This is a genomic window from Sorangium sp. So ce281, assembly GCF_051527395.1.
GTDB classification, from domain to species: domain Bacteria; phylum Myxococcota_A; class Polyangia; order Polyangiales; family Polyangiaceae; genus Sorangium; species Sorangium cellulosum_B.
In genome coordinates this window covers 876,447-898,323 of sequence record NZ_CP150322.1, presented here as the reverse complement: position 1 = coordinate 898,323, position 21,877 = coordinate 876,447, and the positions used below count along the sequence as shown (strand labels likewise).

The window sequence follows — 21,877 nt, the reverse complement described above, 5'->3', positions numbered from 1 at the left end:
AGGCTGACGCCGCCGGCTCGCCGCGCCCGTCGGGCCGCGGCGCTCACGCCGGCGTGACGTCGAGCAGCGAGGGCAGGATCGCGCCGGAGCCGCCGGTGAACACGACGTCGCAGAGGCCGGAGATCGCGCTCGACTCGACGTTGACCTCGGCGATGAGGGCGCCGTGGCGCTTGGCCATGGGGACGAAACCGGCGGCGGGATACACCACGGCCGACGTACCGACGACGAGCAGGAGATCGCAGCCCTCGACGCCGGCGGCCGCCGCGGCGAGATCGCTCTCCTGGAGGGCCTCGCCGAACCAGACAACGTGAGGGCGAAGGACGCCGCCGCAGCCGCAGCGCGGCAGCTCCGCCGCCGTGAAGCGGCGGGCGGAGGCTTCCGGATCGGGGGAGCCGCTGCCCGCGAAGGCGGGCGTGATGGGCACGTCGCGGTTCTCGGTCACGCTCCCGCACGAGAGACAGCGCACCTGCCACAGCGAGCCGTGGAGGCGCACCGGGCTCCGGGAGCCCGCCTGCTCGTGCAGGCCGTCGATGTTCTGGGTGATCAGGGTGAAGACCCCGCCGGCCTCCCGCCACCGCGCCTCCAGCTGCGCCAGCGCGTGATGACCCGGGTTCGGGGCGCAGCCGAGGGCGCGCTCCCGGCGGTGATTGTAGAACTCCCAGACGAGGCCCGGATCGCGCTGCCACGCCTCGGGCGAGGCGAGGCTCGTCGCCTCGTACCGCCGCCACAGCCCCCCAGCGCCGCGGAACGTGGGGATACCCGACTCCGCCGAGACGCCTGCGCCGGTCAGGACGGCGATCTTCCTGGCGCGGCACAGGGCGGACTGGAAGCGCTCGCGGCTCGTCTCGCTCATCACGGACCCCATGAGGATAGATCGAGAGGGAGACGGGCGGAGGACCCGACCCGAGCTCCCGTCGATTTCGGGTGTAAGCCGGCCGAGACGACCGCGTTTCCCTGGCACTCGGACGCGCCGAGCCCCGCCACGGCGGGCCCCGGCCGCGAGCCCCTTCGCCGGCTCGCCGGACGACCGGCGACACGCGGCGTTCACGCAGCGAAAGCGGCGAAGGGCCCGTCTCGCCCGTGGAAAATGCACGATGGGGCAGCCGCGCGTGCGGCCCCCGCAAGGACCTGTGTGTGGCGATCGGCGATGGCCGACCCACGAGGACGTACAGCAGGGATCCGCCCTCGCGATCCCCTTCAAGGAGGACACCTCATGCGCACCCGGCCCCTCGATCTCGTCGCCCCCGCCCTCGTCACCGCGCTGCTCATCGGCTGCGGTGGCTCCACGCCTGCCCCCACGGCGGCGACCGCATCGGCCGCGCCGGCCGAGGCAGCCGCCGGGCAGCCGATGCAGCCGGAGTTCGACGCGCCGCAAGACGAGGGCCGCCCGCCCACCGCCGAGCGCGAGGAGGCCGCGGCGAGCGACGCGGTCGACCGTGACGCCGCGCCCGCGGAGGCCGCGCCGCCGCCGGCCCCGCCCGTGGCGGCCGCCCCTGTGACGCCCACGCCCGGGCCCGCGCAGTCCCGGGCGACCAAGGCGGGCGCCGCGCGCGGGGCGGACGCGCGCATCCAGGTGACGGGCGGCGCGCCGGCGCCCAAGAGGGCGCCCACCCCGGCGGCGACCGCCGTGGCGCGCCCCGCGCCCCCGCCCCCGGCCGTCGCCATCACCGCGCCCGAGCCCCAGGGCAGCGAGACGTACCGGGACTACGGCGTCAACCCGGTCGAGGATCCCGCGAAGGACCGGCTCTCGACGTTCGCGATCGACGTGGACACGGCCTCTTACGCCATCGCGCGCCGCAAGATCATGGATGGCGCGCTGCCCCCGTATCAGGCCGTGCGCGCCGAGGAGTTCCTCAACTACTTCGATTACGGCTACGCGTCGCCCGCGACAGGCCCGTTCGCCGTGCACCTCGCGGCCGCGCCCTCGCCGTTCACGGCGGGCCACCACCTCGTGCGCGTGGCGGTCCAGGGCAAGCGCATGCCGGTCAAGGAGCGGACCCCGGTGCACCTCGTGTACCTCGTCGACACCAGCGGTTCGATGCACTCGCCGGACAAGATCGAGCTCGCGAAGAAGAGCCTGAAGATGCTCACCGACACCCTCAAGCCGGGGGACACCGTCGCGCTCTGCACCTATGCGGGCAGCGTGCGAGAGGTGCTCGCGCCGACCGGCATCGAGAGCAAGGGGAAGATCCTCGCGGCCCTCGCCGACCTCACCGCGGGCGGCTCCACCGCCATGTCGAGCGGCATCGATCTCGCGTACAGCCTGGCCGAGCGGACGCTCGTGAAGGGGCACGTCAACCGCGTCATCGTGCTCTCCGACGGCGACGCGAACGTCGGCCCGACCTCCCACGACGAGATCCTGAAGACGATCAAGCGCGCGAGGGACAAGGGGATCACGCTGTCCACCATCGGCTTCGGCCAGGGCAACTACAAGGATCTCATGATGGAGCAGCTCGCCAACCAGGGCGACGGCAACTACGCCTATATCGACAGCGAGGCGCAGGCGCGGCGGGTCTTCTCCGAGCAGGTCGGCGGGATGCTCCAGGTCATCGCCCGCGACGTGAAGATCCAGGTCGAGTTCGACCCGAGCTTCGTCAAGAGCTACCGGCTCATCGGCTACGAGAACCGCGACGTGGCCGACCGGGACTTCCGGAACGACAAGGTGGACGCCGGCGAGATCGGCGCAGGGCACAGCGTGACGGCCCTCTACGACGTCGAGCTCAAGGTCCCCGCGCCGAAGGGCGAGGGCGCGGCGCCGCTCGTCGTGCGCCTCCGCCACAAGGCGCCGCTCGGCTCCAACACGGCCGAGGAGACGCTGGTCAAGATGGCCCCGGGCGCCATCGCCCCCACCTTCGACGCGGCGCCGGCCGACTTCCGGTTCGCGTCCGCGGTGGCAGGGTTCGCGGAGGTCCTGCGCCACAGCCCGCACGCGCGCTCCTGGAGGCTCGCCGACATCGAGAAGATCGCGAGGGCCGCCGCGTCCAGCAAGGGGGATCAGCAGGAGTTCATCGGCATCATCCGCCGCGCCGGCGCGCTCGCCAATGGCAAGACGGACGCCGTGGCCGTGAACGCCGACTGACGCGCGCGCCGCCTCGTTCGTGGTATGCGGCGGTGATGGGATTGCTCGCGATCTGCGGCTCGATCACCGCCGATCTCATCGGCTACGGCCCGCGGCTGCCGCGCCCCGGCGAGTCGGTGCTGGGCCGCCGCTTCCTCGTCGCGCCGGGCGGCAAGGGCGCGAACCAGGCGGTCGCGGCGGCGCGCTCCGGCGCGCGCGTGCGGCTCGCGGGCGCGCGCGGCGACGACGCGCACGGCGAGCTCTGCGCGGCCGCGCTCGCCGCCGACGGGGTGGAGCTCTCCGCCGTGGCGGTCCACCGCGGCGCGACGACGGGCGTGGCCCTGATCTGCGTCGACGAGGCCGGAGAGAACCAGATCCTCGCGATCCCCGGCGCCAATGCGCTCGTGACGCCGCCCTCGCCGTGCGGGGCCTCGGTCTGGCTCTGCCAGGGCGAGATCCCGGCCGCGGCGATCGACGGCGTGCTCGCGGCAGCGCGGGCCGACGGCGCGCTGTCGATCTGCAATCCGTCGCCCGTCAACGCCATCGATCCCGAGCTCGTCGGCCGGTTCGATCTCGCCGTGGTCAACGAGCTCGAGCACGAGGCGCTGCGCGGTCACCTGCCGGAGCGCGTGGTGCTCACGCGCGGCGCGCGCGGCGCGGTGCTGCTGCCGTCGGGCGAGGAGTTCCCCGCCCTGCCGGCCCGCGCTGTCGACACGACGGGCGCCGGGGACGCCCTCACGGGCGTGCTCGCCGGCGGGCTCGCCTCCGGGATAGCGATCGAGGCCACACTCCGGTTCGCGATCGCGGCGGCGGGCATCTCGGTCGAGCGCGAGGGGTGTCAGACCTCGTATCCGACGCGCGCCGAGGTGGAGCGCCGCCTCCAGCGCTCCACGGTTCCGTGACGGCCTCTCCTCCCGGCGTCCCAGGGCACCTCGCCCATCACGCCCCCTCGCGGCGAGCGCCGCGCCTCCGGGACATGACGCTGCACCTCGCCTGCAAGGGCGGCTATCCTGGCGGCATGACGAACCTTCGCGGGCCTGCGATAGCAGCGCTCGTCAGCCTCTCGGCCTGCAGCGTCCAGGAGCGCAACTTCGCGGGCGCGGGCGGGTCGGGCGGCGGTGATGGCGCCGGGACGACCGAACATTCCAGCGCGAGCGCCGGCACGAGCTCCACCCGCACCGCGCGCACGAACCTCAGCGGCTCGCTGGATCCCACGGGACAGTCGACGCTCTGCTGCGTCGAGTAGCGGATGCTCGTGCCGCGCGCTCGCAGGCAGCTCCTCGCCGCGCTCTCGGCCGCCGCCGCGGCCGGCGCGCTCGCGGTGGCCGGCTGCGCCGAGCCCGCCGCGGTCCGCGCCGCGCCGGCCTCGCCGCGCAGCGCGGCGTCGACCGGCGCCGGCGCTGGCGACGCGTCCTCGCCCGCGGGCCCCCCGGCGGCGCCGGCGGCGGGCCCCGAGCGCCGGGCCAGCCTCCAGTACCACCTCAACGATCGCGCGTTCCCCTCGCCGCTCATCGACGCCGTCGTGGCGGGCCAGCCGGCCGTGCTGATCGTCGACACCGGCGCCTCCCACCACGTCCTCGCCCGCTGGCTCGCCGACGAGCTCGCGCTGCCCCTCTCGACCGCAGGCGACGTCGCCGTCGACCACGCGGGCAGGCCCCTCGCGGTGTCCCGCCTCGAGGACGCGAGCCTCGCGCTCTCCGGGTGGGGCCGGGTCGAGGTCTCCGCGCTGCTCGTCGTCCGCATGCCCGACGTCCTGCAGCGCATCGGCATCGGCGGCGTCGTCGCGCCTCAGGAGCTCGCGGGGCCGGGCCGCGCCGTCGTGCTCGACCTGCGCGAGGGCCGGATGACCGAAGCTCCGCGCGACGAGGCCGCACGCGCGCTCCGGGCGCGGTTCGGCGAGGCCGCCATCGTGGAGCTCGCCCGCTGCGGCGGACCGAACCAGGGCAGCGAGCTCACCGCGAAGGCGAGCGTCGAGGGGATCGCCGTCACGCTGAAGATCGACTCGGGTGCATCGCAGAGCTCGCTCTTCGCCGTCTCGCCGGCCGGCAAGAAGCTGTCGCGCCGGGCGACCGGCGATCGGAGCGCCTACGCCGCCTCAGGCAGGCACACCGTTCCCGTCCTTTCGGGCGCTCGCCTCCGGATGGCGGGGTTCGACGCCGCCGCGGAGTTCGATCTTCTTCCCGGCGAGCGGCGGGCGACCTGTCCGTCGGACGGATTTGCCGGCATGGATGTGCTCCGCACCTGTGTGCTGGTGCTCGCCGAGGACGGCGGCGTCGCGGCCTGCGCCCCGCGGTGACCCGGTGAAGGACCGCGCGACGCGCGTTCGGCGCGAGCGCGGCGCGTGATCGACGAGGCGCGCCGCGGCAACCGCGGCGCGGTCAACGAGGCGCCCCGCGGCAACCGCGGCGCGATCGGCGCCGAGCCAGCGGGCGGACCGCCATGCCTCAGCGGAGGCGCGATGCGTCGTGGTAGAAGGGGCGCACGCGTGGACGCCTCTGTCGCCGCAGCGGGGGAGAGATCCGTTCCTCCGCGAGTCCGGGGCGCCCGCGGCGCTCGGGAGGCATCATGACGACAGGTTTCGAGTTCTTGACCCAGGACGACGAGCGGCTGCTGCTGGAGAAGTCGAGCTGCGTCACCTACCGACCGGGCGAGCAGATCCTCGAGGAGGGCTCGCGAAGGCAGGGCATCTTCATCGTGCGCAGCGGCCTTGTCGGGGTCGAGGTCGCCCACCTCGGGCGCGGCGTGGCCCTCCGCCAGCTCGGCCCCGGCGCCATCTTCGGCGAGATGTCGTTCCTCGAGAGCGCCGCCGCGAGCGCCTCCGTCGTCGCCCGCGAGGAGTGCACGCTCGACGTCATCGAGGGTCCGTATGTGCACTCGCTCCTCGCCTCCGTCCCCGGGCTCGCGGCGCGCTTCTACCAGTCGCTCGCGATCATGCTCGCCCAGCGCCTCCGCGAGAACACCGCGATGCTCCCGCCGCTCCTCGTCGAGGACGTGCCGCAGGTCAACCGCTTTCACGCCGCGAGGACGGGCCAGGCCGGCACCAACAACATCCCTCCGAAGCTCATCGACACGGTCGAACAGTTCAAGTTCGAGATGATGATCGCCGACAGGATGGTGAAGGAAGCCAAGCAGCCCGAGGCGGAGATCCAGGAGAAGGTGAGCGCCGCGTGCCAGACCATCGTGTCTGCGCTGCGCGAGCACATCGAGCGCGAGCGCCACCTCGAGAAGGGCATCGGCGCCTATGTCTTCCGCGAGACGTTCTCGCTCTTCATGCTGAGCCGCACCGTCGACCGGTGTTACACGAAGCCGCGCGGCTACGCGGGCGACTTCTACACCATCGAGATGATGTACAACGACGAGCCCGCGGGCGACGGCCGCCTCGGCCGCTTCATCGACCAGTGGGGGCTCGCCATCGACGCCTGCCGCGCCGTCAAGAACCGGAGAGGCGTGCTGAGCCGCGCGCTCCGGGACGCCTGCAGCGCGCACGCGTCCGGCCCGGTCCACATCACCAGCCTCGCGAGCGGCCCCGCCCGGGAGCTGTTCGACCTCTTCGCGGACGGGGGCGAGCTGCCCGACATCAAGGCGACGTGCATCGATATCGACAACCAGGCCCTCGCCTACGCGGCCGGCATCGCCGACCAGCTCGGCGTCATGGACCGCTTCAGCTTCGCGCAGGACAACGTGGTGCGGCTGGCGCACGGCCGCGGCAGGACGGTGCTCAAGCCCCAGCACATGATCTACAGCATCGGGCTCACGGACTATCTCCGCGACGACCTGGTCGTGAGCCTCCTCAATTGCATGCACGACAAGCTCCTCCCCGGGGGCGTCGCGGTCGTGGGCAATTTCGGGGTGAACAACCCGAGCAAGGCGTTCATGGACCACGTCCTCGAGTGGGAGCTGATCCACCGCAGCACCGATGATCTCAGGACGCTGTTCGCCCGCTCGAAGTTCGGGAGCACCCCCGTGGAGGTGGTCGCGGAAGAGGCGCAGGTGAACCTGTTCGCCTTCTGCACCAAGTGGTGACTACCGGAGCCAGCGCACCTCATATTCGCACGTGGGGTGTCCCTCGAAACGGCACTTCGTGTGGAGGCTCTGGCCCCCTCGCGCGCCCGAGAGCCGGAGCGCGTTCTCCTGCCACGCCGGCACCGCGTCTCTGCAGATCTGGCGCCCCGGGTCGGACTGCGGGTCGACCCCCAGGTAAAGTATCAGCCGGAAGAACCGCTCTCCCTCGGCGAGGGGCGCGAGCCGGCCGCCGTTGAAGTACATGCCCCACATCACGCCGGCCTGCCGCATGACGAGCGCGGGCGTGCCGAGCTTGAGCAGCACCTTGTGCGCGAGCGTCAGGTCCTGCTCGGCCACGTAGGCCGCGAGATCGCGGATGACGCCGGACCGGTTGGGCCACCGCGAGATCTCGTCCGCGATCGCGTTCCAGACCGAGATGGGATACCAGCTGTGCGCCGCGAGATCGGGCGCCGTGAAGACCGCCCGCGCGGCGGCGGGCAGCTTGGCGTCGAGGGCGGACATGGCCTGGCTCCCCCACCGCGTCTGCAGGTAGGTCCTCGTGTGCATGAGCGCCGACCCCCGGATCTTCATCGCCAAAGCCGCCCGTCCAGGATAGATGCACCCGGGCGGTTGGGGCCAGCGTGGCGCGCTGCGGGCCGCCGCGCACGCGCGCGCACACGCCGACGATCGCGCGCGAAGGCGCCGCGAGCCCGCCTCCCGCCGCACACGAGCGCGCTCACTGCAGGCGCTCGGCGGTCGGAGCCGGCGGCGGGGCGTCGCCGGAGCCCTTCGCCCGTCGCGCCTGCGCGGACGCGTCGAGCACGGCGCGCACCGCCTTCGCGAGCTGCGTCGGCGTGTACGGCTTGGCGAGGAAGTGGGCGACCCCGTCGAGCAGATCGGTCTGGAGGAGGGCGTCCTCCGTGTAGCCCGAGGCGTAGAGCACGGGCAGCGGGGCGCGCGCGCGGGCGAGCATCGCCGAGAGCGCGGGGCCGCGCGCGTCCGGCAGGACCACATCGCTCACGAGCAGATGGATGGGGCCTGGATAGGCGGCCGCGAGCGCGATCGCCTCCTTGCCGCTCCGCGCCGCGAGGACCGAGTAGCCGAAGGAGCGCAGCGCGGCGACGCAGAGCTCGCGCACCTGCGCCTCGTCCTCCACGACGAGCACGGTCTCCACGCCCCCGACGGCGGCCGCTGTCGCCCTCGCAGGCTGCTCGCAGGGCACGCCGCGCACGCGCGGGAAGCAGATCGTGAAGCGCGTGCCCTGGCCGGGGGCGCTTGCGAACCAGATGTGGCCGTCGTGCTGCTTCACGATGCCGTGGCACGTCGCGAGCCCGAGGCCCGACCCCTTGCCCGGCTCCTTGGTCGTGAAGAACGGCTCGAACACGTACTTCTGGACGGCGTCGTCGATGCCCTGCCCGGTGTCGGTGACCGTGAGCTCCACGTAGTCTCCGGGCTCGATCTCTGGCCCCCACACCCCGTCGCCCGCGCCGAGCGCCCTGTTCGCCGTCTCGATCACCAGGCGGCCCCCGCCGGGCATCGCGTCGCGCGCGTTCACCGCCAGGTTCATGAGCAGCTGCTCGAACTGCCCCCGATCGATGTGGATGGGCCAGATCTGGCTCCCCGGCAGCACGACGAGCTCCACGTCCTCGCCCACGAGCGGGCGGAGGAGCGGCTCGACCCCGAGGATCAGCGCGTTCGGGTCGACCACGCTCGGCTGGATCAGCTGCTTGCGCGCGAAGGCGAGCAGCTGCCGCGTGAGCGCCGCGGCCCGCTCCGCGGCGGTGCCGATCTGCGTGAGGTGCTCGGCGATGGGCGACGCCGCCGGCACCTTGCGCACCGCGAGCTCTCTGTGCCCGAAGATCGCGGTGAGCATGTTGTTGAAGTCGTGCGCGACCCCGCCGGCGAGGCGCCCGATCGCCTCGAGCTTCTGGCTGTGCAGGAGCTGCTCCTCGAGGCGCCGGCGCTCGGTGATGTCGAGGCTCGTGCCGACCAGCCCGGTGATCGTCCCGGCGTCGTCCATGACCAGCTGCGCCGCCATCTGCACGTGGCGCAGCTCCCCGCTGGACGGGCGCACGACGCGGCACTCGACGGGGCTCGCGATGCCGAGCGGCGACGCGGTCTCCGCGCCGCCGAAGACCCGGTGGCGATCCTCGGGGTGGATGAGGCCCGCGAAGAGCTCGAACGTCGGGCGCACCGAGGGATCGACGCCGAGGATGTGGTAGAGCTCCTCGGACCAGCGGATCGTCCGCGACGCGATGTCGTAGGACCAGCTGCCCACGTGCGCGATGCGCTGCGCCTCCTTCAGCATGCGCTCGCTGCGGCGGAGCTCCTGCTCGGCGCGGCGGCGCTCGGTGAGGTCGACGACCGCGCCGAAGAAGCGCGACGGCGGCCCCGCCCCCTCGACGAGGGGCAGGCTGCTCAGCAGGCATTCCCGCACCGTTCCATCCCGGTGGCGCACGCGGAACGCGATCGCGCCCGACCCCTCTCCTGTCTCGTTCGCCAGCTGCAGGCCGGCGTGCAGCCGCTCCCGGTCGTCGGGGTGGACGGCCTCGAGGAAGGTCTCCGTCGAGGGCGTATCCGTCTCGGGATCGCGGCCCAGGATCCGGAAGAGCTGCCGCGACCAGATGATGCTGCTCTGGCCGAGCTCCCAGAGCCAGTTGCCCATCTGCGCGGCCTGCTCGCCCTCGTCGAGCCGCCGCCGCGCCTCCTCGACGAGGGCGGAGCCCCTCGCGCTGCCCGGATCTCTGGCCGGCGCGTCCGGGCCTCCGGCGGCGGCGGCGACCCGACCTGGCGCGCGGGCGTGGGCCAGCTCCCGCTCCAGCTCGGCGACGCGCGCGCGGAGCGCGTCCAGCTCACGGCTCCCAGCGGTGCTCATGGCCGTCCCGTTCCTCGCTGGGGCAGAGCGGTGCTCATGGCCGCCCATTGTATGCCGCGGGCGGCCCGCCGGGGACTCCTCATTCTGCGGCCCCGCCGCGGGCGCGCCCAGAACAGCGAGCACGTCGATCGAGCGTGAAATGAGCCGCCAAGGCGCCAAGGACGCCAAGCACAGAACAAGTCAGTAGCGTCCTTGGCGTCCTTGGCGCGCTTGGCGGCTCGAATTTCGGCTCTTTTCTGGCGGTCTTAACCCGTTCGTCGCGCTAGCTCCGCCGGCGCAGGAGCAGCGTTCGCGTGATCTCCACGACCTTTTCCTTCACCCTGCCGTCGGCCTTGCCGAGCTCGGGCGTGAACAGGTCGGCGCCCTGCGCGATCAGGGCGCGCGGCGGCGTGTTCTTCACGCCGACGATCCGGAAGGTGACGCTCCCGGCGCCGCTCCTGGCCTCTTCCCTGGCGATCACCTTCGACGCGGCGAACAGCGTGTCGCCCGCGAGCACGCCGCTCGGGTGCGCCCCCTCGTCGAGGCCGAGGTCCCAGACGCCGCACCCGGCCGTGTCGCGGCTCGAGAGCGCGAGCACCCAGGACAGCACGAGCCCCCCGTGGACGACCCGCGTCTTCGCGAAGGAGCTCGACCTGGAGTACTGCTCGTCCACGTGCAGCGGGTGGGAGTTGCGCAGGAGGGTCGCGAGCTGCATGTGCTCGCTGTCCCCGATGGTCCTGCCGACCTCGTGGGTGATCACGTCGCCGACCTCGAAGTCGTCCCACGCGCAGGCGAAGCCGCCCTGGCGCGCCGGCGGAGGCAGCGGGCCGTCGAGCTCCTCCGGCAGGCGCGCCGGCGGCGCGTCCGGCTGCGCGACCGCGTGCGGCGCGTCCGCGGGGCGCTCCGCGACGCGGCCAGGGGGCACGAGCGCCTTGCGCTCGAACGAGCAGACGAGCAGCCCGTCCTGGTTCACCACCTGGGTCCTCACGTGCACGACGCCCTTGTCCCCCGTCGAGACCGGCTTCTTGCCGAGGACCAGCGAGCTCGCGCGCAGCGTGTCCCCCGGATAGCAGGCCGCCGGGAACCGGACGTCGGTGTACGCGAGGTGCGCGATCGCCTGCTCGCTCACGTCGTGCACGCTGAAGGAGATCCCGAGGTTGAGGAGCAAGAGCGGGCTCACCGGCCTGTCCCTGAGCCCCACCGACCGGGCCGCGACGCGGCTGGCGTAGGTCGGGATCGCGTCCTGGAACGAGGCCGCGAAGAGCGCGAGCATCCCCTCGTCCACGGTGACGTCCCAGGGGTGGGCATACACCGCGCCGACCGTGAAATCGTCGAGCTTGCGGCCGTAACGAGGAGAGCGGACGCGGACCATCGGTCCGCGCGATCATGGCACAGGCGCGCTCGGCTGACGACGGCATGCGCGCCGCGCCTCCGCGCCGCGCCCACCACGCTCCAGCGCACGCGCTCGCTCGCTGGCTCACGCGCCCGGCCGCCCGGCCGCGCCCCCCTCTGCTCGTGCCCCCGCGCAGCGGCGCGCCGCGGCGGAGCGCGCCTCAGGGCAGCGGCCCTTCGAGCAGGGCGCGCGCGATGCCCTGCGCGAGCACCTCGTGCGGGCCCAGCTGGAAGAAGAGGCTGCGGGCGTCGAGCAGGAGCCGCGCCGCGGTCGAGCTCTCCGCGTAGCCGCTCGCCCCGTGGATCTGCATGCAGGCGTCGGCCGCGTCCCAGGCCACGCGGCTGGAGAAGAGCTTCGCCATCGCCGACGTGAGCTCGCACGGCTGCCCCGTGTCCGCCACGTGCGCGGCGGCGCGCGTGAGCTGCCGCGCGGCGGCGACGCGCGCGATGAGCCCTCCGAGCCGGTGCGCCACGCGCGGGAAGGAGATGAGCTGCGACCCGAACTGCACGCGCGTCTTCGCCCGCTCGAGCGCGAGCTCCAGCGCGGCCTGCGCCACGCCCACGCCGCACGCGGCCGCGTAGGTGCGGCCCGTCACGAGCGCCCGCTGGATCTGGGCGATCCCCTCGCCCTCGCGCTCGCCGAGCAGGGCCTCGCGGCCGATCTGGAGCCCCTCGACCCGGAGCTCGTAGTGCCCCATGCCGCGCTGCCCGAGCGCCCGCAGCTCGGTCCCGGCGATCCCGGCGTCCGGGAAGTCGGCGCCCGGCGCGCCGCGCCGCTTCGCGATGACGAAGAGGCTCGGCCCGAGCGGCAGCTGCCCCTGTCCTCCCGGCGTCGTGGTCCTCGCGAGGGTGAGCACCAGGTCGGCGCGGGACGCGCCGGTGACCCACGCCTTCTTTCCGATGAGGACGTAGCTGCCGTCGGTCTGGCGCTCGGCGCGCGTGACGACGCGCGCGAGGTCCGACCCGTACGCCGGCTCCGCGAACGCGAGGGCGCAGCGCGCCTCGCCGTTCGCGATGCGCGCCAGCCAGGTGCGGCGCTGCAGGTCCGTGCCGGATCGGGCGAGCAGGTCCGACGCGATGGAGGCCGTCATGGTGAGCACGCCGAAGCCGAGCGAGCCGCGCGCGAGCTCCTCGACGGCGGTCGCCATGGCGGCCACGCCGAGGCCGTCGCCCCCGTGCTCGGGCGCGGTGGCGAGCCGGAACACCCCGAACTGCCCCATGCGGCGGACGATCGACTCGGGGATGAGCCCGTTGCGGCGGTGGATCTCGGGGGCGAGCGGCTCGACGAGGCGCTCGACGAAGTCGCGCATGTTGTGCCGGATCCAGCCGATGCGCTCGTCCTCCGCGCCGGCGCTGGCGGGGATGCCCTGCTCGGCGGCCGCGCGCGCGATCGACGCGACGGCGGCGCCGGCGCCCGCGTCGCGCGCCCACGCCGCGACCGCCGGGTGGCCGATCGCCTTGGCGACCTCGTCGTCGCGGAGCTCGAGCTCGCCGAGCGGCGCGATCTCTCCGCCGCCCAGATCGACGCCGCCGCGCAGCGACAGGAGCAGCGCCCCTGCGTGCGCCTCGGCGATGGCCCTCGCCTCCCCGCCCGCCTCGCAGGCCCAGCTGGCGAGCGAGCGGCAGGCCTCGATCTCCGCGTAGAGGTGGGCGAGCGCGTGGGCGGCGACCTGGTGTCGATCGAGCAGCATCCGCGACACGTGCAGCGGCACGGCGGCGGCGCCCGCCCGGACGAAGCTCGCGCTCCTCGGCGCACCCCGGAGGGCGGTGCCCACCGCGCTCCCGACGTCCACCACCCGGTCGCGGAGGCGCCCGCGCGCGACGCGCGCGAGCTGCTCGGCGGAGGTGATCGCCTCGCGCATCCCCCCGGGACTGTCGGCCTCGAGCTTTCGAGAAACGATCGTGGCGTGTTGCTCCCGAATCGCCCTCATCCCCCAATCCCCCCGCTCGCGGACTATGACCCACGCCTCGCTTCACGGGACGCAGGACACAGCGCCTTTGCACCGCGCCACAGCCACGCTCCCCGCGGCAGACGCGGAAAGGCCTGCCGAGGATGGCACCCCAACCCGCGTTCGTCGAGCCTGGGCGCAGCCCCACTATCGCCAGGCGACAGCGCATTAAGGCCCTCCCTGAATTCACCTCGCTTCTGGCTCACGTCGGTTCAGATCGGTTCACGTCGGTTCACGTCGGTTCACGTCGGATTCACACGTTCCGTCCCGCGACGCGCAAACAACCCAGCTCCACTCCCACCCATCAGTCTGAGACGTCCCGAGCCCCCCCCGACGGCCGCCCCTCTCGGACGTACGTCAGGCCGCCCGAGCCGTCACATGGAGCTCACGGTCGGCAGCGCCGCCGAAGGCCCCCTGCAGACCCGGAGGAGCCTGTCCCCCAGCTCGACCGCCCACGACCGCACGTCGTCCGCCCGCGGGCACTGCGGCACCGCCTCGACCGCGTCCTGGATGAGCCGCTGCAGCAGCCGGGTCGTGCCGGAGAGCCCGAGCTCCAGCGCCGTGTTCGGGCGCCCGAGCGCCCCGTCGCGCCCCGCCGGCTTGCCCATGTCCTCCGGCTTTCCGACCAGGTCGAGCACGTCGTCCGCGACCTGGTACGCCTCGCCGATGCGCTGCCCGAGGTCGCCCCAGGCGGCCCCGTCCTGGCCAGCGGAGAGCGCGCCGAGGGTCGCCGCCGCCTCGAAGAGCGCGCCTGTCTTCGCGCGCCGGTAGGCCGAGAGCGGGACCTTCGCCTCCGACTCCCACGCCTGCCCGGCGATGATCCCCTGCGGCATCCCGACGCCGCCCCCGAGCACCTCGAAGAACCGGACCGCCCTGCGCGCGTCGGTCACGCCGCTCGCCATCGCGTGGAAGGCGCCGCGCGCGAGCGCCTCGAAGGCGAGCACGATGAGCTGATCGCCGGCGAGCACCGCGATCGGCTCGCCGAAGGCCCGGTGGACCGACGGCCGGCCGCGCCGGATCGGCGCGTCGTCGAAGCAGGGGAGGTCGTCGTGGACCAGCGACGCGCAGTGGATGAGCTCCACCGCCGCCGCCGCGGCGTCGGCGGCCTCCGGCGCGGGATCGCCGTACGCCGAAGCGACGGCCAGGCAGAGCCGCGGCCGGACGCGGGCGCCTCCAGGGAAGACGGCGTGCTGCGTCGCGGCCAGGAGCCCGGGCGGCGACGCGGGCGAGGAGAGCGGCTCGATGGCGGCGAGGAGGACGCGCTCGATCCGGCGATCGAAATCCATGGGGAGCGAGTCTTGGCGAGCCTCAGGGGCTTGTCAACAGTTTGAACATCAGTTAAACAAAGTATAGACAAACTACCTCCGACGCGTACACTCCGACCATGGCGGACAGGAGAGATCGCGTCGTGGTGATCGGCGGGGGGATCGGCGGTCTGACCTCGGCCGCGCTCCTTGCTTCGAGCGGGCTCGACGTGGTGCTACTCGAGCGGGCGCCGCGCGTCGGCGGAAAGATACGCGAGGTGGTCCTCGGGGACCGCCGCGTCGACGTCGGCCCGACGGCGCTCACGATGCGGTGGGTCTTCGACGAGATCTTCGCGTCGCTCGGGCTCCGCTTCGGGGACCACGTGCCGCTCCGCCGGGCCGGGACGCTCGCGCGCCACGCCTGGCCGGACGGCTCGACGCTCGACCTCTTCGCGGACGTCGAGCGCACCGCGGACGCGATCGGCGCGCTCGTGGGGGCGCGGGAGGCGGACGGGTACCGCCGGTTCTGCCGGTACGCGCGCGAGATCTTCGACGTGGTGGAGGCGCCGTTCCTGCGCGCCGAGCGGCCCACGCTCAAGACGATCGCGAGCACGGTGGGCAACCTGGGCCTCGGCGGGATGATGAAGATCGACGGGCACCGCACCCTCCACCGCGCGCTCGGCGACTTCTTCGCGGACGCGCGCCTCCGGCAGCTGTTCGGGCGTTACGCGACCTACTGCGGCTCGTCGCCGTACCTCGCGCCTGCGACGCTGAGCGTCATCGCGCACGTGGAGCGCGAGGGCCTCTGGCTCCCCGAGGGCGGCATGCGCCGCGTCGCCGAGGCGCTCGCCGCGGCGGCGGCCCGCGCCGGGGCGACGCTGCGCTGCGGCGCGCACGTCGCCGCCATCGAGGAGGGCCGCGGCCGCGCGACGGGCGTCGTGCTCGAGGGCGGCGAGCGCGTCGAGGCCGACGCCATCGTGCTGAACGCCGACCCGGCGGCGCTGCGGGCCGGCCTGTTCGGCCAGCGCGCCGCCCGCAAGGCGCCGGGGAGCGAGCCGCGCTCGCTCTCGGCCGTCACCTGGGCGCTCGTGGCCGAGGCGAGCGGCTTCCCCCTCCTCCGGCACAACGTCTTCTTCTCCGGCGACTACGAGGCCGAGTTCCGCGCGCTGTTCGACCGCGCCGAGCTCCCGCGCGACGCCACGGTCTACGTCTGTGCCGAGGACCGCGGCGACGCGCCGGCGCACGAGCCCGGCGGGCCCGAGGCCGGGGCGCGCCCGGGCGCCGAGGGAGGCGGAGAGCGGCTGTTCTTCATCCTCAATGCGCCTGCGACCGGTGATAAACACACCCCCTCATCCACGGAGATCCACGAATGGGAGCAGCGCGTGTTCCAGCAACTGCAGCGGTTCGGCCTCTCGCTGAAGAGCACGGGCGCCTCCCCGGTGGCGACGACGCCGGCGGACTTCGAGCGGATGTTCCCGGCGACGGGAGGCGCGCTGTACGGGCCGGTGTCCCACGGGTGGAGCTCGACCTTCGCGCGCCCGGCCTCGCGCTCGAAGCTCCCGGGCCTGTACTTCGCCGGCGGGAGCGCGCACCCGGGGGCGGGCGTGCCGATGGCGGCGCTGAGCGGCCAGCTCGCGGCGCGGAGCGTGATGGAGGACCTCGCTTCGACCTCGAGATCCCGAGCGGCGGCTATGCCTGGTGGTACCTGGACGCGGTGAGCGACGACGGGCAGAGCGCGATCACGATCATCGCGATGCTCGGGAGCGTCTTCTCGCCCTACTACGCCAAGGCGCGATCGCGCGGCGCCGCGGACCCGCTCATGCACTGCGCGATGAACGTCGCGCTGTACGGCGCGCGCGCCGATCGCTGGGCGCTGACCGAGCGGCCGCGGGGCGCGGTCTCCAGGTCGCCGCGGTCGCTCGCCATCGGACCGAGCCTGATGGAGTGGTCCGGGGGTGAGCTCCGCGTCTCCTTCGACGAGATCACGGCGCCTCTGCCCTCCCGGCTCTCGGGGACGGTGCGCCTCCGCCCGTCCGTGCGCGGGCCCGCGGCGGACGGCGCGCGCGATGGCGTCGCCCTGGACGGGCGGGGGCTCCACCGCTGGACGCCGATCGCGCCGATCGCGCGGGCCGAGGTCGAGCTCGCGCACCCCTCGCTGCGCTTCTCCGGCAGCGCCTACCTCGACACGAACGCCGGCGACGAGCCGCTCGACCACGCCTTCGAGCGCTGGACCTGGTCGCGCGCGGTCGGCTCGGACGGGATCGCCCTCACCTACGACGTCCGGCGCCGCGACGGCACGCGCATGCTCCTCTCGCCCGCGTTCGACGCGGCGGGCGGCGCGCGCGAGCTCCCGCCGCTCGCCCCGCGGCCGCTCGGCGACACGCGCTGGGGCATGGCGCGGGAGATCGCCGCCGACCCGGGGTCCGCGCCGCGGCTCCTCCGCACCCTCGAGGACACGCCGTTCTACGCGCGCTCCCTCGCGGCCGCGACGTTCGGCGGCAAGCCGGCGACGGTCGTCCACGAGGCCCTCTCGCTCGATCGCTTCGCCAGCCCCTGGGTGCAGCTCCTGCTGCCGTTCCGCATGCGGAGGGCGCGATGACGCTCGCGATCTGGATCGGCACGGCGCTCGCCGCCTTCGCGACCATGGAGGTGTGGGCCGCGCTCCTCCACGGCAAGGTCTGGCACCACGCGCTCTGGCGCATCCACCGCTCCCACCACACGAAGCGGCGCGGCGCCTTCGAGCAGAACGACGCGCTCGCGTTCCTCCACGCCCCGATCGCCGCCGGGCTCATCATCTACGGCTGCGACGGCGCGCCGGGGCCGCTGCGCGAGGCCGCGTTCGGCTTCGGCCTCGGCATGACCGCCTTCGGCCTCGCCTACGTCCTGGTCCACGACGGGCTCGTCCACGGGCGGCTCCCGGTCTCGGGCCTCGCGCGCGTCCCGTACCTCGCGCGCGTCCGCGACGCGCACCGCGTCCACCACGGCACCGGCGGCCCGCCGTACGGCCTGTTCCTCGGGCCCCTCGTCCTCGCGCGGCGCGCCGCCGCGGGCGGCCGCGTCCAGCGCGCCGCGCAGCGAGCGCGATAGAGCGGCGCTCAGCCGCCCCTGTTACACGCGTCGCCGAGCGGCGGTCACCCGCACAGGAGACGGGCCCAGATCGGCGTTTTCGGCGCGGAAGCGCACTCCAGTGCGCTGAGCACCGAAAACGTCGAGATGGGCCCGTATCCGACGCGGGTGACCGCCGCTCTAGCTTCAGCGGGCGCGGTAGAGCTCCCTCGCGAGCCCCGCCCCCCAGCGGCCGATGGCCCGGAGCGGCAGCGCGCTCACGACCTCGCGGTACACCTCGGGCCGCCGCGCCGCCGTCTCCCGCAAGAACCTCACGAAATCGGCAGGCTGCATCTCGTCGCGCAGCAGCGCCGCGTACGCGTCGTTGCCCATCGCGTGGAGCACGGCGAAGGCCGTGTCGAGGAGCGCGTTCATCTCCCCTGCCCTCGCCCCGCCGGCGGGCTTCGCCATGAGGGCCGCGAGCGCGCCGGTGCCCGAGTGCACAGGCGCGTCGCGCGCCGTGGCCAGCGCGCGACGCGCGCCCGGCTCCCGGACCGCCCGCGCCAGATCGGCGGCCGTCGCCGCGAGCTCGCGCACGTTCGCGCCGAAGCCGCAGAACGTCAGCGGCGAGTGCCGCGCCGCCGCGTCCCCCACGAGCCGCACCCGGCGCCCCGGCGCGCGCGGCGCGGCCGACAGCCGCGACCAGCCGGGGATGAAGCCGAACGTCGGGCGCACGAGGCGCGCGTCGCCCTCCTTGTAGCGCGAGAGGAGCCGGAAGAACCGCGCGTAGAGCGACAGGAGCGCGCCGGGCCCGACGTCCCCGGAGCGCGCGTAATAGAAGAGGTAGACCGTCGTCTCGCCCGGCCGCCCCGGGAACGCCTCCCAGAGGTGCTGCCTGCCCTCCTCGACGTCCTCCGTGGTGGCGAGGATCTCGCCGACGTCCGGCCGGATCCGCCGCTCCCCGTCGCCCTCCGAGAGCCCCGTGAGCACGCCGCCGACGGTCGGGCAGAGGAGGTCCGCGGTCGCGTAGGGGCTCGCCGCGCCGCGCGCGTCGACGAGGAGCCGCGCGGACAGCGCGCGCGGCGCGGCGCCCGGCTCCGCGTCGGCCACGGCGAGCGCGACCGCGTCCGGCCCCTCCGCGTGCCCGAGGAGCGCGTGCCCGTCGAGCAGCGTCACCCCCAGCGCCTCGGCCCGGGCCCGCGCCGCGGCGAGCAGCCCCCCCGCGTCGATGGCGTGGTCGAGCACGCCGCGCACAGGGTACGTCCCGCCGCCGTGCCAGCGGCAGAGCCCCTCGACGTAGCGGGCGATGACGAGCCGCTCGATCTCGTCCCTCGCGAAGATCCCCGACGCCGACAGCGCGGCCACCTCGGCCGTCCCGGCGTTCCACTCCCGGTGCGCGGCGCCGATCCGCGCCCGGTCGAGCACCGCGACCCGCAGCCCGGCCGACGCGAGCAGCGGCGCGAGCAGGAGCGACAGCCCGCCGCCCGCGACGACCACATCGTAATCGGCGGTCGCGCCCCGATCCGGCGGCCGCGGCGAGGGTCCCGGTCGAGGCGCCGGGGCGGCCCGCGCCGCGTCGAGGTGCTCGAGGCGCGCGAGCAGCGCCTCGCCGCCCGCCTCGCGCACGCGCCCCCGCGCCGCGTCGATCTCCCGCGCGGCTGAGCCCGGCGCGCCGCCGGCGCTCATCGCGTGGCCTCCAGAGCGCGTGTCGCGCCGCTCGCGCCGCCGCTCATCGCGCCGCCTCCAGGAGGAAGCGGACCTCGTCGAGCGGCGGCGCCGCGCCGTGCTCGCGGGCCTCCGCGGGCGCGACGGACCTGCGGAGCAGCGCCCGCAGCACGAGCCACGCCTTGCGGCCCGGCGACACCACCGCGCGCGTCGACACCGAGTCGAAGCCGCGGCGCGCGATGACCCGCCCGATGTCGGCGTAGATGAGCCGCGCCGCCTGGATCGCGGGGCGGCAGTCGCGCGGCAGCATCGGGATGCCGGCGCCCGCGCGGAGGTAGAGCACCTCCGCCTCGGCGAGCAGCCGCGCCACGAGCCGCCCCAGCCGGTCGTCGAACACCGGCCGCGCGAGCCACCCGTCCGGCGCGATCCCGGCCTCCCGCATCCAGGCGAGCGGCAGGTAGATCCGCCCGCGCCGCGCGTCCTCGCCCACGTCGCGCGCGATGTTCGTGAGCTGCATGGCGACGCCCAGGTCGCACGCCCGCGCGAGCGCGTCGGGCCCCCGCGCCCCCATGAGCGTCGACATCGTCGCGCCCACGGTGCCCGCGACGCGCGCCGCGTAGGCGTTCAGGTCCGAGAGCGTCTCGTAGCGGCGCCCCTCCGCGTCCCACGCGAACCCCTCGAGCAGCGCCTCGATGAACGCGCGCGGCAGCCCGTGCTCCGCCATGACGTGGGCGAGCGCGCGATCGACCGGGCTGTCGTCCGGCCTGCCCGCCGCGGCGCGCGCGAGCCGCTCCCGCAGCGCCGCGACCGCGGCCGCGGCCGCGGACGGCGGCGCGTTCTCCCCGAGCTCGTCGACCGCGTCGTCGGCGACCCTGCAGAACGCGTAGAACGCCGCCGCCGGCTCCCTCACCCGCGCGGGCAGGAGGAGCGCCGCCGCGGCGAAGCTCTTCGACCCCTTGCGCAAGAGGTCCCTGCACGCGGCGAAGTCCGCCGCCGACGCCTCAGGCGAGCTTCGATGCATCCGGGACCACCCGATCCAGCACGCGGGCCGACGAGAGCACCCCGGGCAGACCGGCGCCCGGGTGCGTGCCTGCCCCGACGAGGTAGAGGCGCTCGACGTCCTCGCTCGCGTTGTGGGGCCGGAAGAAGGCGCTCTGCGCGAGCACCGGCTCCGGCCCGAACGCCGCGCCCCGGAACGACAGCAGCCGGTCCTGAAAATCCTGCGGCGTGAGGAGCCGCGAGCTCGCGAGCGCGCCCTCGAGCCCCGGCAGGATCGTCGCCTCGAGCAGCGCCGAGATGGAGCGCCGGTACCGCTCCTGGGCCGTGGGCCAGTGGGTGCCGCTGAGCAGGTTCGGCACCGGGGACAGCACGTAGAACGCGTCGCAGCCGGGCGGGGCGAGCGCCGGATCGGTCGCGGTCGGGCGGTGCAGGTACAGGCTGAAGTCGTCGGCGAGCACGTGCTTCTCGAAGATGTCCTCGAGCAGCGGCCTGTACCGCGGGCCGAGGAGGATCGTGTGGTGAGCGACGTCCGGGTACTGCCGGCGCGTGCCGAAGTACCACACGAAGAGGCTCATCGAGTAGCGCTGCCGCTCGATGCGCCGGTCGGTCCAGCGCTTCCGCGCCTCGGGGGGCACGAGGTGCCGGTAAGTCCACGCCGAGTCCGCGTTCGAGACGACGACGTCGGCGGCGAGCCGCTCCCCCGACGCGAGCTCCACGCCCCGGGCGCGGCCGCCCTCCACGGAGATGCGCCGCACCTCGGCGCCGCACCGCACGGCGCCGCCGAGGCCCTCGATGAGCGATACGAGCCCCTTCACCAGGGCGCCCGTGCCGCCGATCGGGAAGTGGACGCCCCAGTTGCGCTCGAGGAACGCGATCAGGCTGTAGATCGAGGTCGTCGAGAACGGGTTCCCGCCGACGAGCAGCGGGTGGAAGCTCAGCACCTGGCGCAGGCGGTCGTCCTTCACGTGCTTCGCGACGAGGCCGTACACCGTGCGGTAGCTCTCGAGCCGCACCATGTCCGGCACGATGCGCGCCATGTCCATCCACGACCCGAACGGCACGTGCGCGAGCTCCTCGAACCCGACGCGGAAGATCGCCTCGCTCCGCCGGACGAAGCGCTCGTACCCCTCGACGTCCCCGGGTGAGAGGCGCGCGACCTCGGCGCGCATCGCGGCGGCGTCGCCCGTGTAGTCGAACGTCACGCCGTCGTGGAACCGGATCCGGTAGAACGGCGCGACGGGCCGCATGTCGATGTCGTCGGCCATCTTCCGGCCGCAGAGCTGCCAGAGCTCTTCCAGGAGGAACGGCGCCGTAATGACGGTCGGCCCCGCGTCGAAAGTGAACCCGTCCTGGCGGTGGACGTACGCGCGCCCGCCCGGCTGGTCGAGCTTCTCGACCACCGTGACGTCGTAGCCCCGCACCCCGAGCCGCACGGCCGCCGCGAGGCCCCCGAAGCCGCTGCCGATCACGACGGCGCGCGGCGCGCGCGCTCCACGGAGGACGCCGCCCGCGCGCGCCGCTCGCGGGGGAGCGGCCACCTCGTCGCCCGGCGAGGCGTCAGACCTGGCCGGATGCGCCGGATCCTGCGCCGAAGCGCTGGTGTTTTGCATGACGTTCAGTATAATGTTTGTCCTAGCCTTTGACAAAGGCGAATGACAAGCGCGAAAGA

The 21,877-nt window shown here is 74.2% G+C and carries 17 protein-coding genes; 8 read left to right on the top strand and 9 right to left on the bottom strand.

All coding sequences use genetic code 11. The features are described from left to right. Positions 1-43: 43 nt before the first annotated feature. Positions 44-853 carry an SIR2 family NAD-dependent protein deacylase gene (locus tag WMF27_RS03330; protein ID WP_437943819.1) on the bottom strand — a complete coding sequence of 270 codons (810 nt, stop codon included), beginning with the start codon at positions 851-853 and terminating at the stop codon, positions 44-46. A gap of 360 nt (positions 854-1,213) precedes the next feature. Here WMF27_RS03330 and WMF27_RS03325 point away from each other — a divergent pair, with 360 nt between their 5' ends. From WMF27_RS03325 to WMF27_RS03305, 5 genes are all read left to right on the top strand, one after another. Further along, the gene (locus tag WMF27_RS03325) at positions 1,214-3,079 is read left to right on the top strand and encodes a vWA domain-containing protein (protein WP_437943818.1); all 1,866 of its coding nucleotides are present in this window, start codon (positions 1,214-1,216) and stop codon (positions 3,077-3,079) included. Between the two features lie 35 nt (positions 3,080-3,114). After that, entirely contained in the window at positions 3,115-3,960 is an 846-nt protein-coding gene (locus WMF27_RS03320) for a ribokinase (protein ID WP_437943817.1), read from the top strand. Positions 3,961-4,076: 116 nt separating this feature from the next. After that, a complete protein-coding gene (locus WMF27_RS03315) occupies positions 4,077-4,304 on the top strand; it encodes a hypothetical protein (RefSeq protein WP_437943816.1) in 228 nt (75 codons plus the stop codon). Positions 4,305-4,307: 3 nt separating this feature from the next. Further along, entirely contained in the window at positions 4,308-5,354 is a 1,047-nt protein-coding gene (locus tag WMF27_RS03310; RefSeq protein ID WP_437943815.1) for a retropepsin-like aspartic protease, read from the top strand. A gap of 269 nt (positions 5,355-5,623) precedes the next feature. Then, positions 5,624-7,081 (top strand): cyclic nucleotide-binding domain-containing protein, encoded by a 1,458-nt coding sequence (locus WMF27_RS03305; protein ID WP_437761710.1) that lies wholly within the window; start codon positions 5,624-5,626, stop codon positions 7,079-7,081. Here the strand turns inward: WMF27_RS03305 and WMF27_RS03300 are convergent, their stop codons facing one another. The 5 genes from WMF27_RS03300 to WMF27_RS03280 form a co-directional block, all read right to left on the bottom strand. Then, positions 7,082-7,651, bottom strand: coding sequence for a hypothetical protein (locus tag WMF27_RS03300; RefSeq protein ID WP_193790775.1), 570 nt, complete (start codon positions 7,649-7,651; stop codon positions 7,082-7,084). It abuts the gene before it with no gap. A gap of 145 nt (positions 7,652-7,796) precedes the next feature. Next, entirely contained in the window at positions 7,797-9,935 is a 2,139-nt protein-coding gene (locus tag WMF27_RS03295; RefSeq protein ID WP_437943814.1) for an ATP-binding protein, read from the bottom strand. A 262-nt stretch (positions 9,936-10,197) separates the two neighbouring features. Beyond that, a complete protein-coding gene (locus WMF27_RS03290; protein WP_437761712.1) occupies positions 10,198-11,286 on the bottom strand; it encodes a MaoC family dehydratase in 1,089 nt (362 codons plus the stop codon). A 181-nt stretch (positions 11,287-11,467) separates the two neighbouring features. Then, positions 11,468-13,237, bottom strand: a complete 1,770-nt coding sequence (locus WMF27_RS03285) for an acyl-CoA dehydrogenase family protein (RefSeq protein ID WP_437943813.1) — start codon at positions 13,235-13,237, stop codon at positions 11,468-11,470. A gap of 392 nt (positions 13,238-13,629) precedes the next feature. Continuing rightward, positions 13,630-14,541 (bottom strand): polyprenyl synthetase family protein, encoded by a 912-nt coding sequence (locus tag WMF27_RS03280; RefSeq protein WP_437297672.1) that lies wholly within the window; start codon positions 14,539-14,541, stop codon positions 13,630-13,632. A 98-nt stretch (positions 14,542-14,639) separates the two neighbouring features. Between WMF27_RS03280 and crtD the strand changes: the two genes are divergently transcribed. From crtD to WMF27_RS03265, 3 genes are read left to right on the top strand one after another with little or no spacing between them, the layout of a single operon-like run. Then, the gene (gene crtD, locus WMF27_RS03275; protein WP_437943812.1) at positions 14,640-16,217 is read left to right on the top strand and encodes a 1-hydroxycarotenoid 3,4-desaturase CrtD; all 1,578 of its coding nucleotides are present in this window, start codon (positions 14,640-14,642) and stop codon (positions 16,215-16,217) included. Further along, positions 16,214-17,098 (top strand): carotenoid 1,2-hydratase, encoded by an 885-nt coding sequence (locus WMF27_RS03270; protein WP_437943811.1) that lies wholly within the window; start codon positions 16,214-16,216, stop codon positions 17,096-17,098. Before crtD ends, WMF27_RS03270 begins: the two co-directional genes overlap by 4 nt. Beyond that, positions 17,095-17,586, top strand: coding sequence for a beta-carotene hydroxylase (locus WMF27_RS03265; protein WP_437943810.1), 492 nt, complete (start codon positions 17,095-17,097; stop codon positions 17,584-17,586). The genes WMF27_RS03270 and WMF27_RS03265 overlap by 4 nt, the downstream gene beginning before the upstream one ends. Before the next feature lie 165 nt (positions 17,587-17,751). Here WMF27_RS03265 and WMF27_RS03260 read toward each other — a convergent pair whose 3' ends face one another. The 3 genes from WMF27_RS03260 to WMF27_RS03250 are packed head-to-tail and all read right to left on the bottom strand — an operon-like array spanning position 17,752 to position 21,818. Beyond that, entirely contained in the window at positions 17,752-19,230 is a 1,479-nt protein-coding gene (locus WMF27_RS03260) for a lycopene cyclase (RefSeq protein WP_437943809.1), read from the bottom strand. 43 nt (positions 19,231-19,273) lie between these two features. After that, entirely contained in the window at positions 19,274-20,230 is a 957-nt protein-coding gene (locus tag WMF27_RS03255) for a phytoene/squalene synthase family protein (RefSeq protein WP_437761719.1), read from the bottom strand. Continuing rightward, the gene (locus tag WMF27_RS03250; RefSeq protein ID WP_437761720.1) at positions 20,211-21,818 is read right to left on the bottom strand and encodes a phytoene desaturase; all 1,608 of its coding nucleotides are present in this window, start codon (positions 21,816-21,818) and stop codon (positions 20,211-20,213) included. The genes WMF27_RS03255 and WMF27_RS03250 overlap by 20 nt, the downstream gene beginning before the upstream one ends. Between the last annotated feature and the right edge of the window lie 59 nt (positions 21,819-21,877).

Coding starts and splice junctions, on each gene's coding strand:
- WMF27_RS03330 (WP_437943819.1), bottom strand. CDS start 853: ATGAGCGAGACGAGCCGCGAGCGCTTCCAGTCCGCCCTGTGCCGCGCC.
- WMF27_RS03325 (WP_437943818.1), top strand. CDS start 1,214: ATGCGCACCCGGCCCCTCGATCTCGTCGCCCCCGCCCTCGTCACCGCG.
- WMF27_RS03320 (WP_437943817.1), top strand. CDS start 3,115: ATGGGATTGCTCGCGATCTGCGGCTCGATCACCGCCGATCTCATCGGC.
- WMF27_RS03315 (WP_437943816.1), top strand. CDS start 4,077: ATGACGAACCTTCGCGGGCCTGCGATAGCAGCGCTCGTCAGCCTCTCG.
- WMF27_RS03310 (WP_437943815.1), top strand. CDS start 4,308: ATGCTCGTGCCGCGCGCTCGCAGGCAGCTCCTCGCCGCGCTCTCGGCC.
- WMF27_RS03305 (WP_437761710.1), top strand. CDS start 5,624: ATGACGACAGGTTTCGAGTTCTTGACCCAGGACGACGAGCGGCTGCTG.
- WMF27_RS03300 (WP_193790775.1), bottom strand. CDS start 7,651: ATGAAGATCCGGGGGTCGGCGCTCATGCACACGAGGACCTACCTGCAG.
- WMF27_RS03295 (WP_437943814.1), bottom strand. CDS start 9,935: ATGAGCACCGCTGGGAGCCGTGAGCTGGACGCGCTCCGCGCGCGCGTC.
- WMF27_RS03290 (WP_437761712.1), bottom strand. CDS start 11,286: ATGGTCCGCGTCCGCTCTCCTCGTTACGGCCGCAAGCTCGACGATTTC.
- WMF27_RS03285 (WP_437943813.1), bottom strand. CDS start 13,237: ATGAGGGCGATTCGGGAGCAACACGCCACGATCGTTTCTCGAAAGCTC.
- WMF27_RS03280 (WP_437297672.1), bottom strand. CDS start 14,541: ATGGATTTCGATCGCCGGATCGAGCGCGTCCTCCTCGCCGCCATCGAG.
- crtD (WP_437943812.1), top strand. CDS start 14,640: ATGGCGGACAGGAGAGATCGCGTCGTGGTGATCGGCGGGGGGATCGGC.
- WMF27_RS03265 (WP_437943810.1), top strand. CDS start 17,095: ATGACGCTCGCGATCTGGATCGGCACGGCGCTCGCCGCCTTCGCGACC.
- WMF27_RS03260 (WP_437943809.1), bottom strand. CDS start 19,230: ATGAGCGCCGGCGGCGCGCCGGGCTCAGCCGCGCGGGAGATCGACGCG.
- WMF27_RS03255 (WP_437761719.1), bottom strand. CDS start 20,230: ATGCATCGAAGCTCGCCTGAGGCGTCGGCGGCGGACTTCGCCGCGTGC.
- WMF27_RS03250 (WP_437761720.1), bottom strand. CDS start 21,818: ATGCAAAACACCAGCGCTTCGGCGCAGGATCCGGCGCATCCGGCCAGG.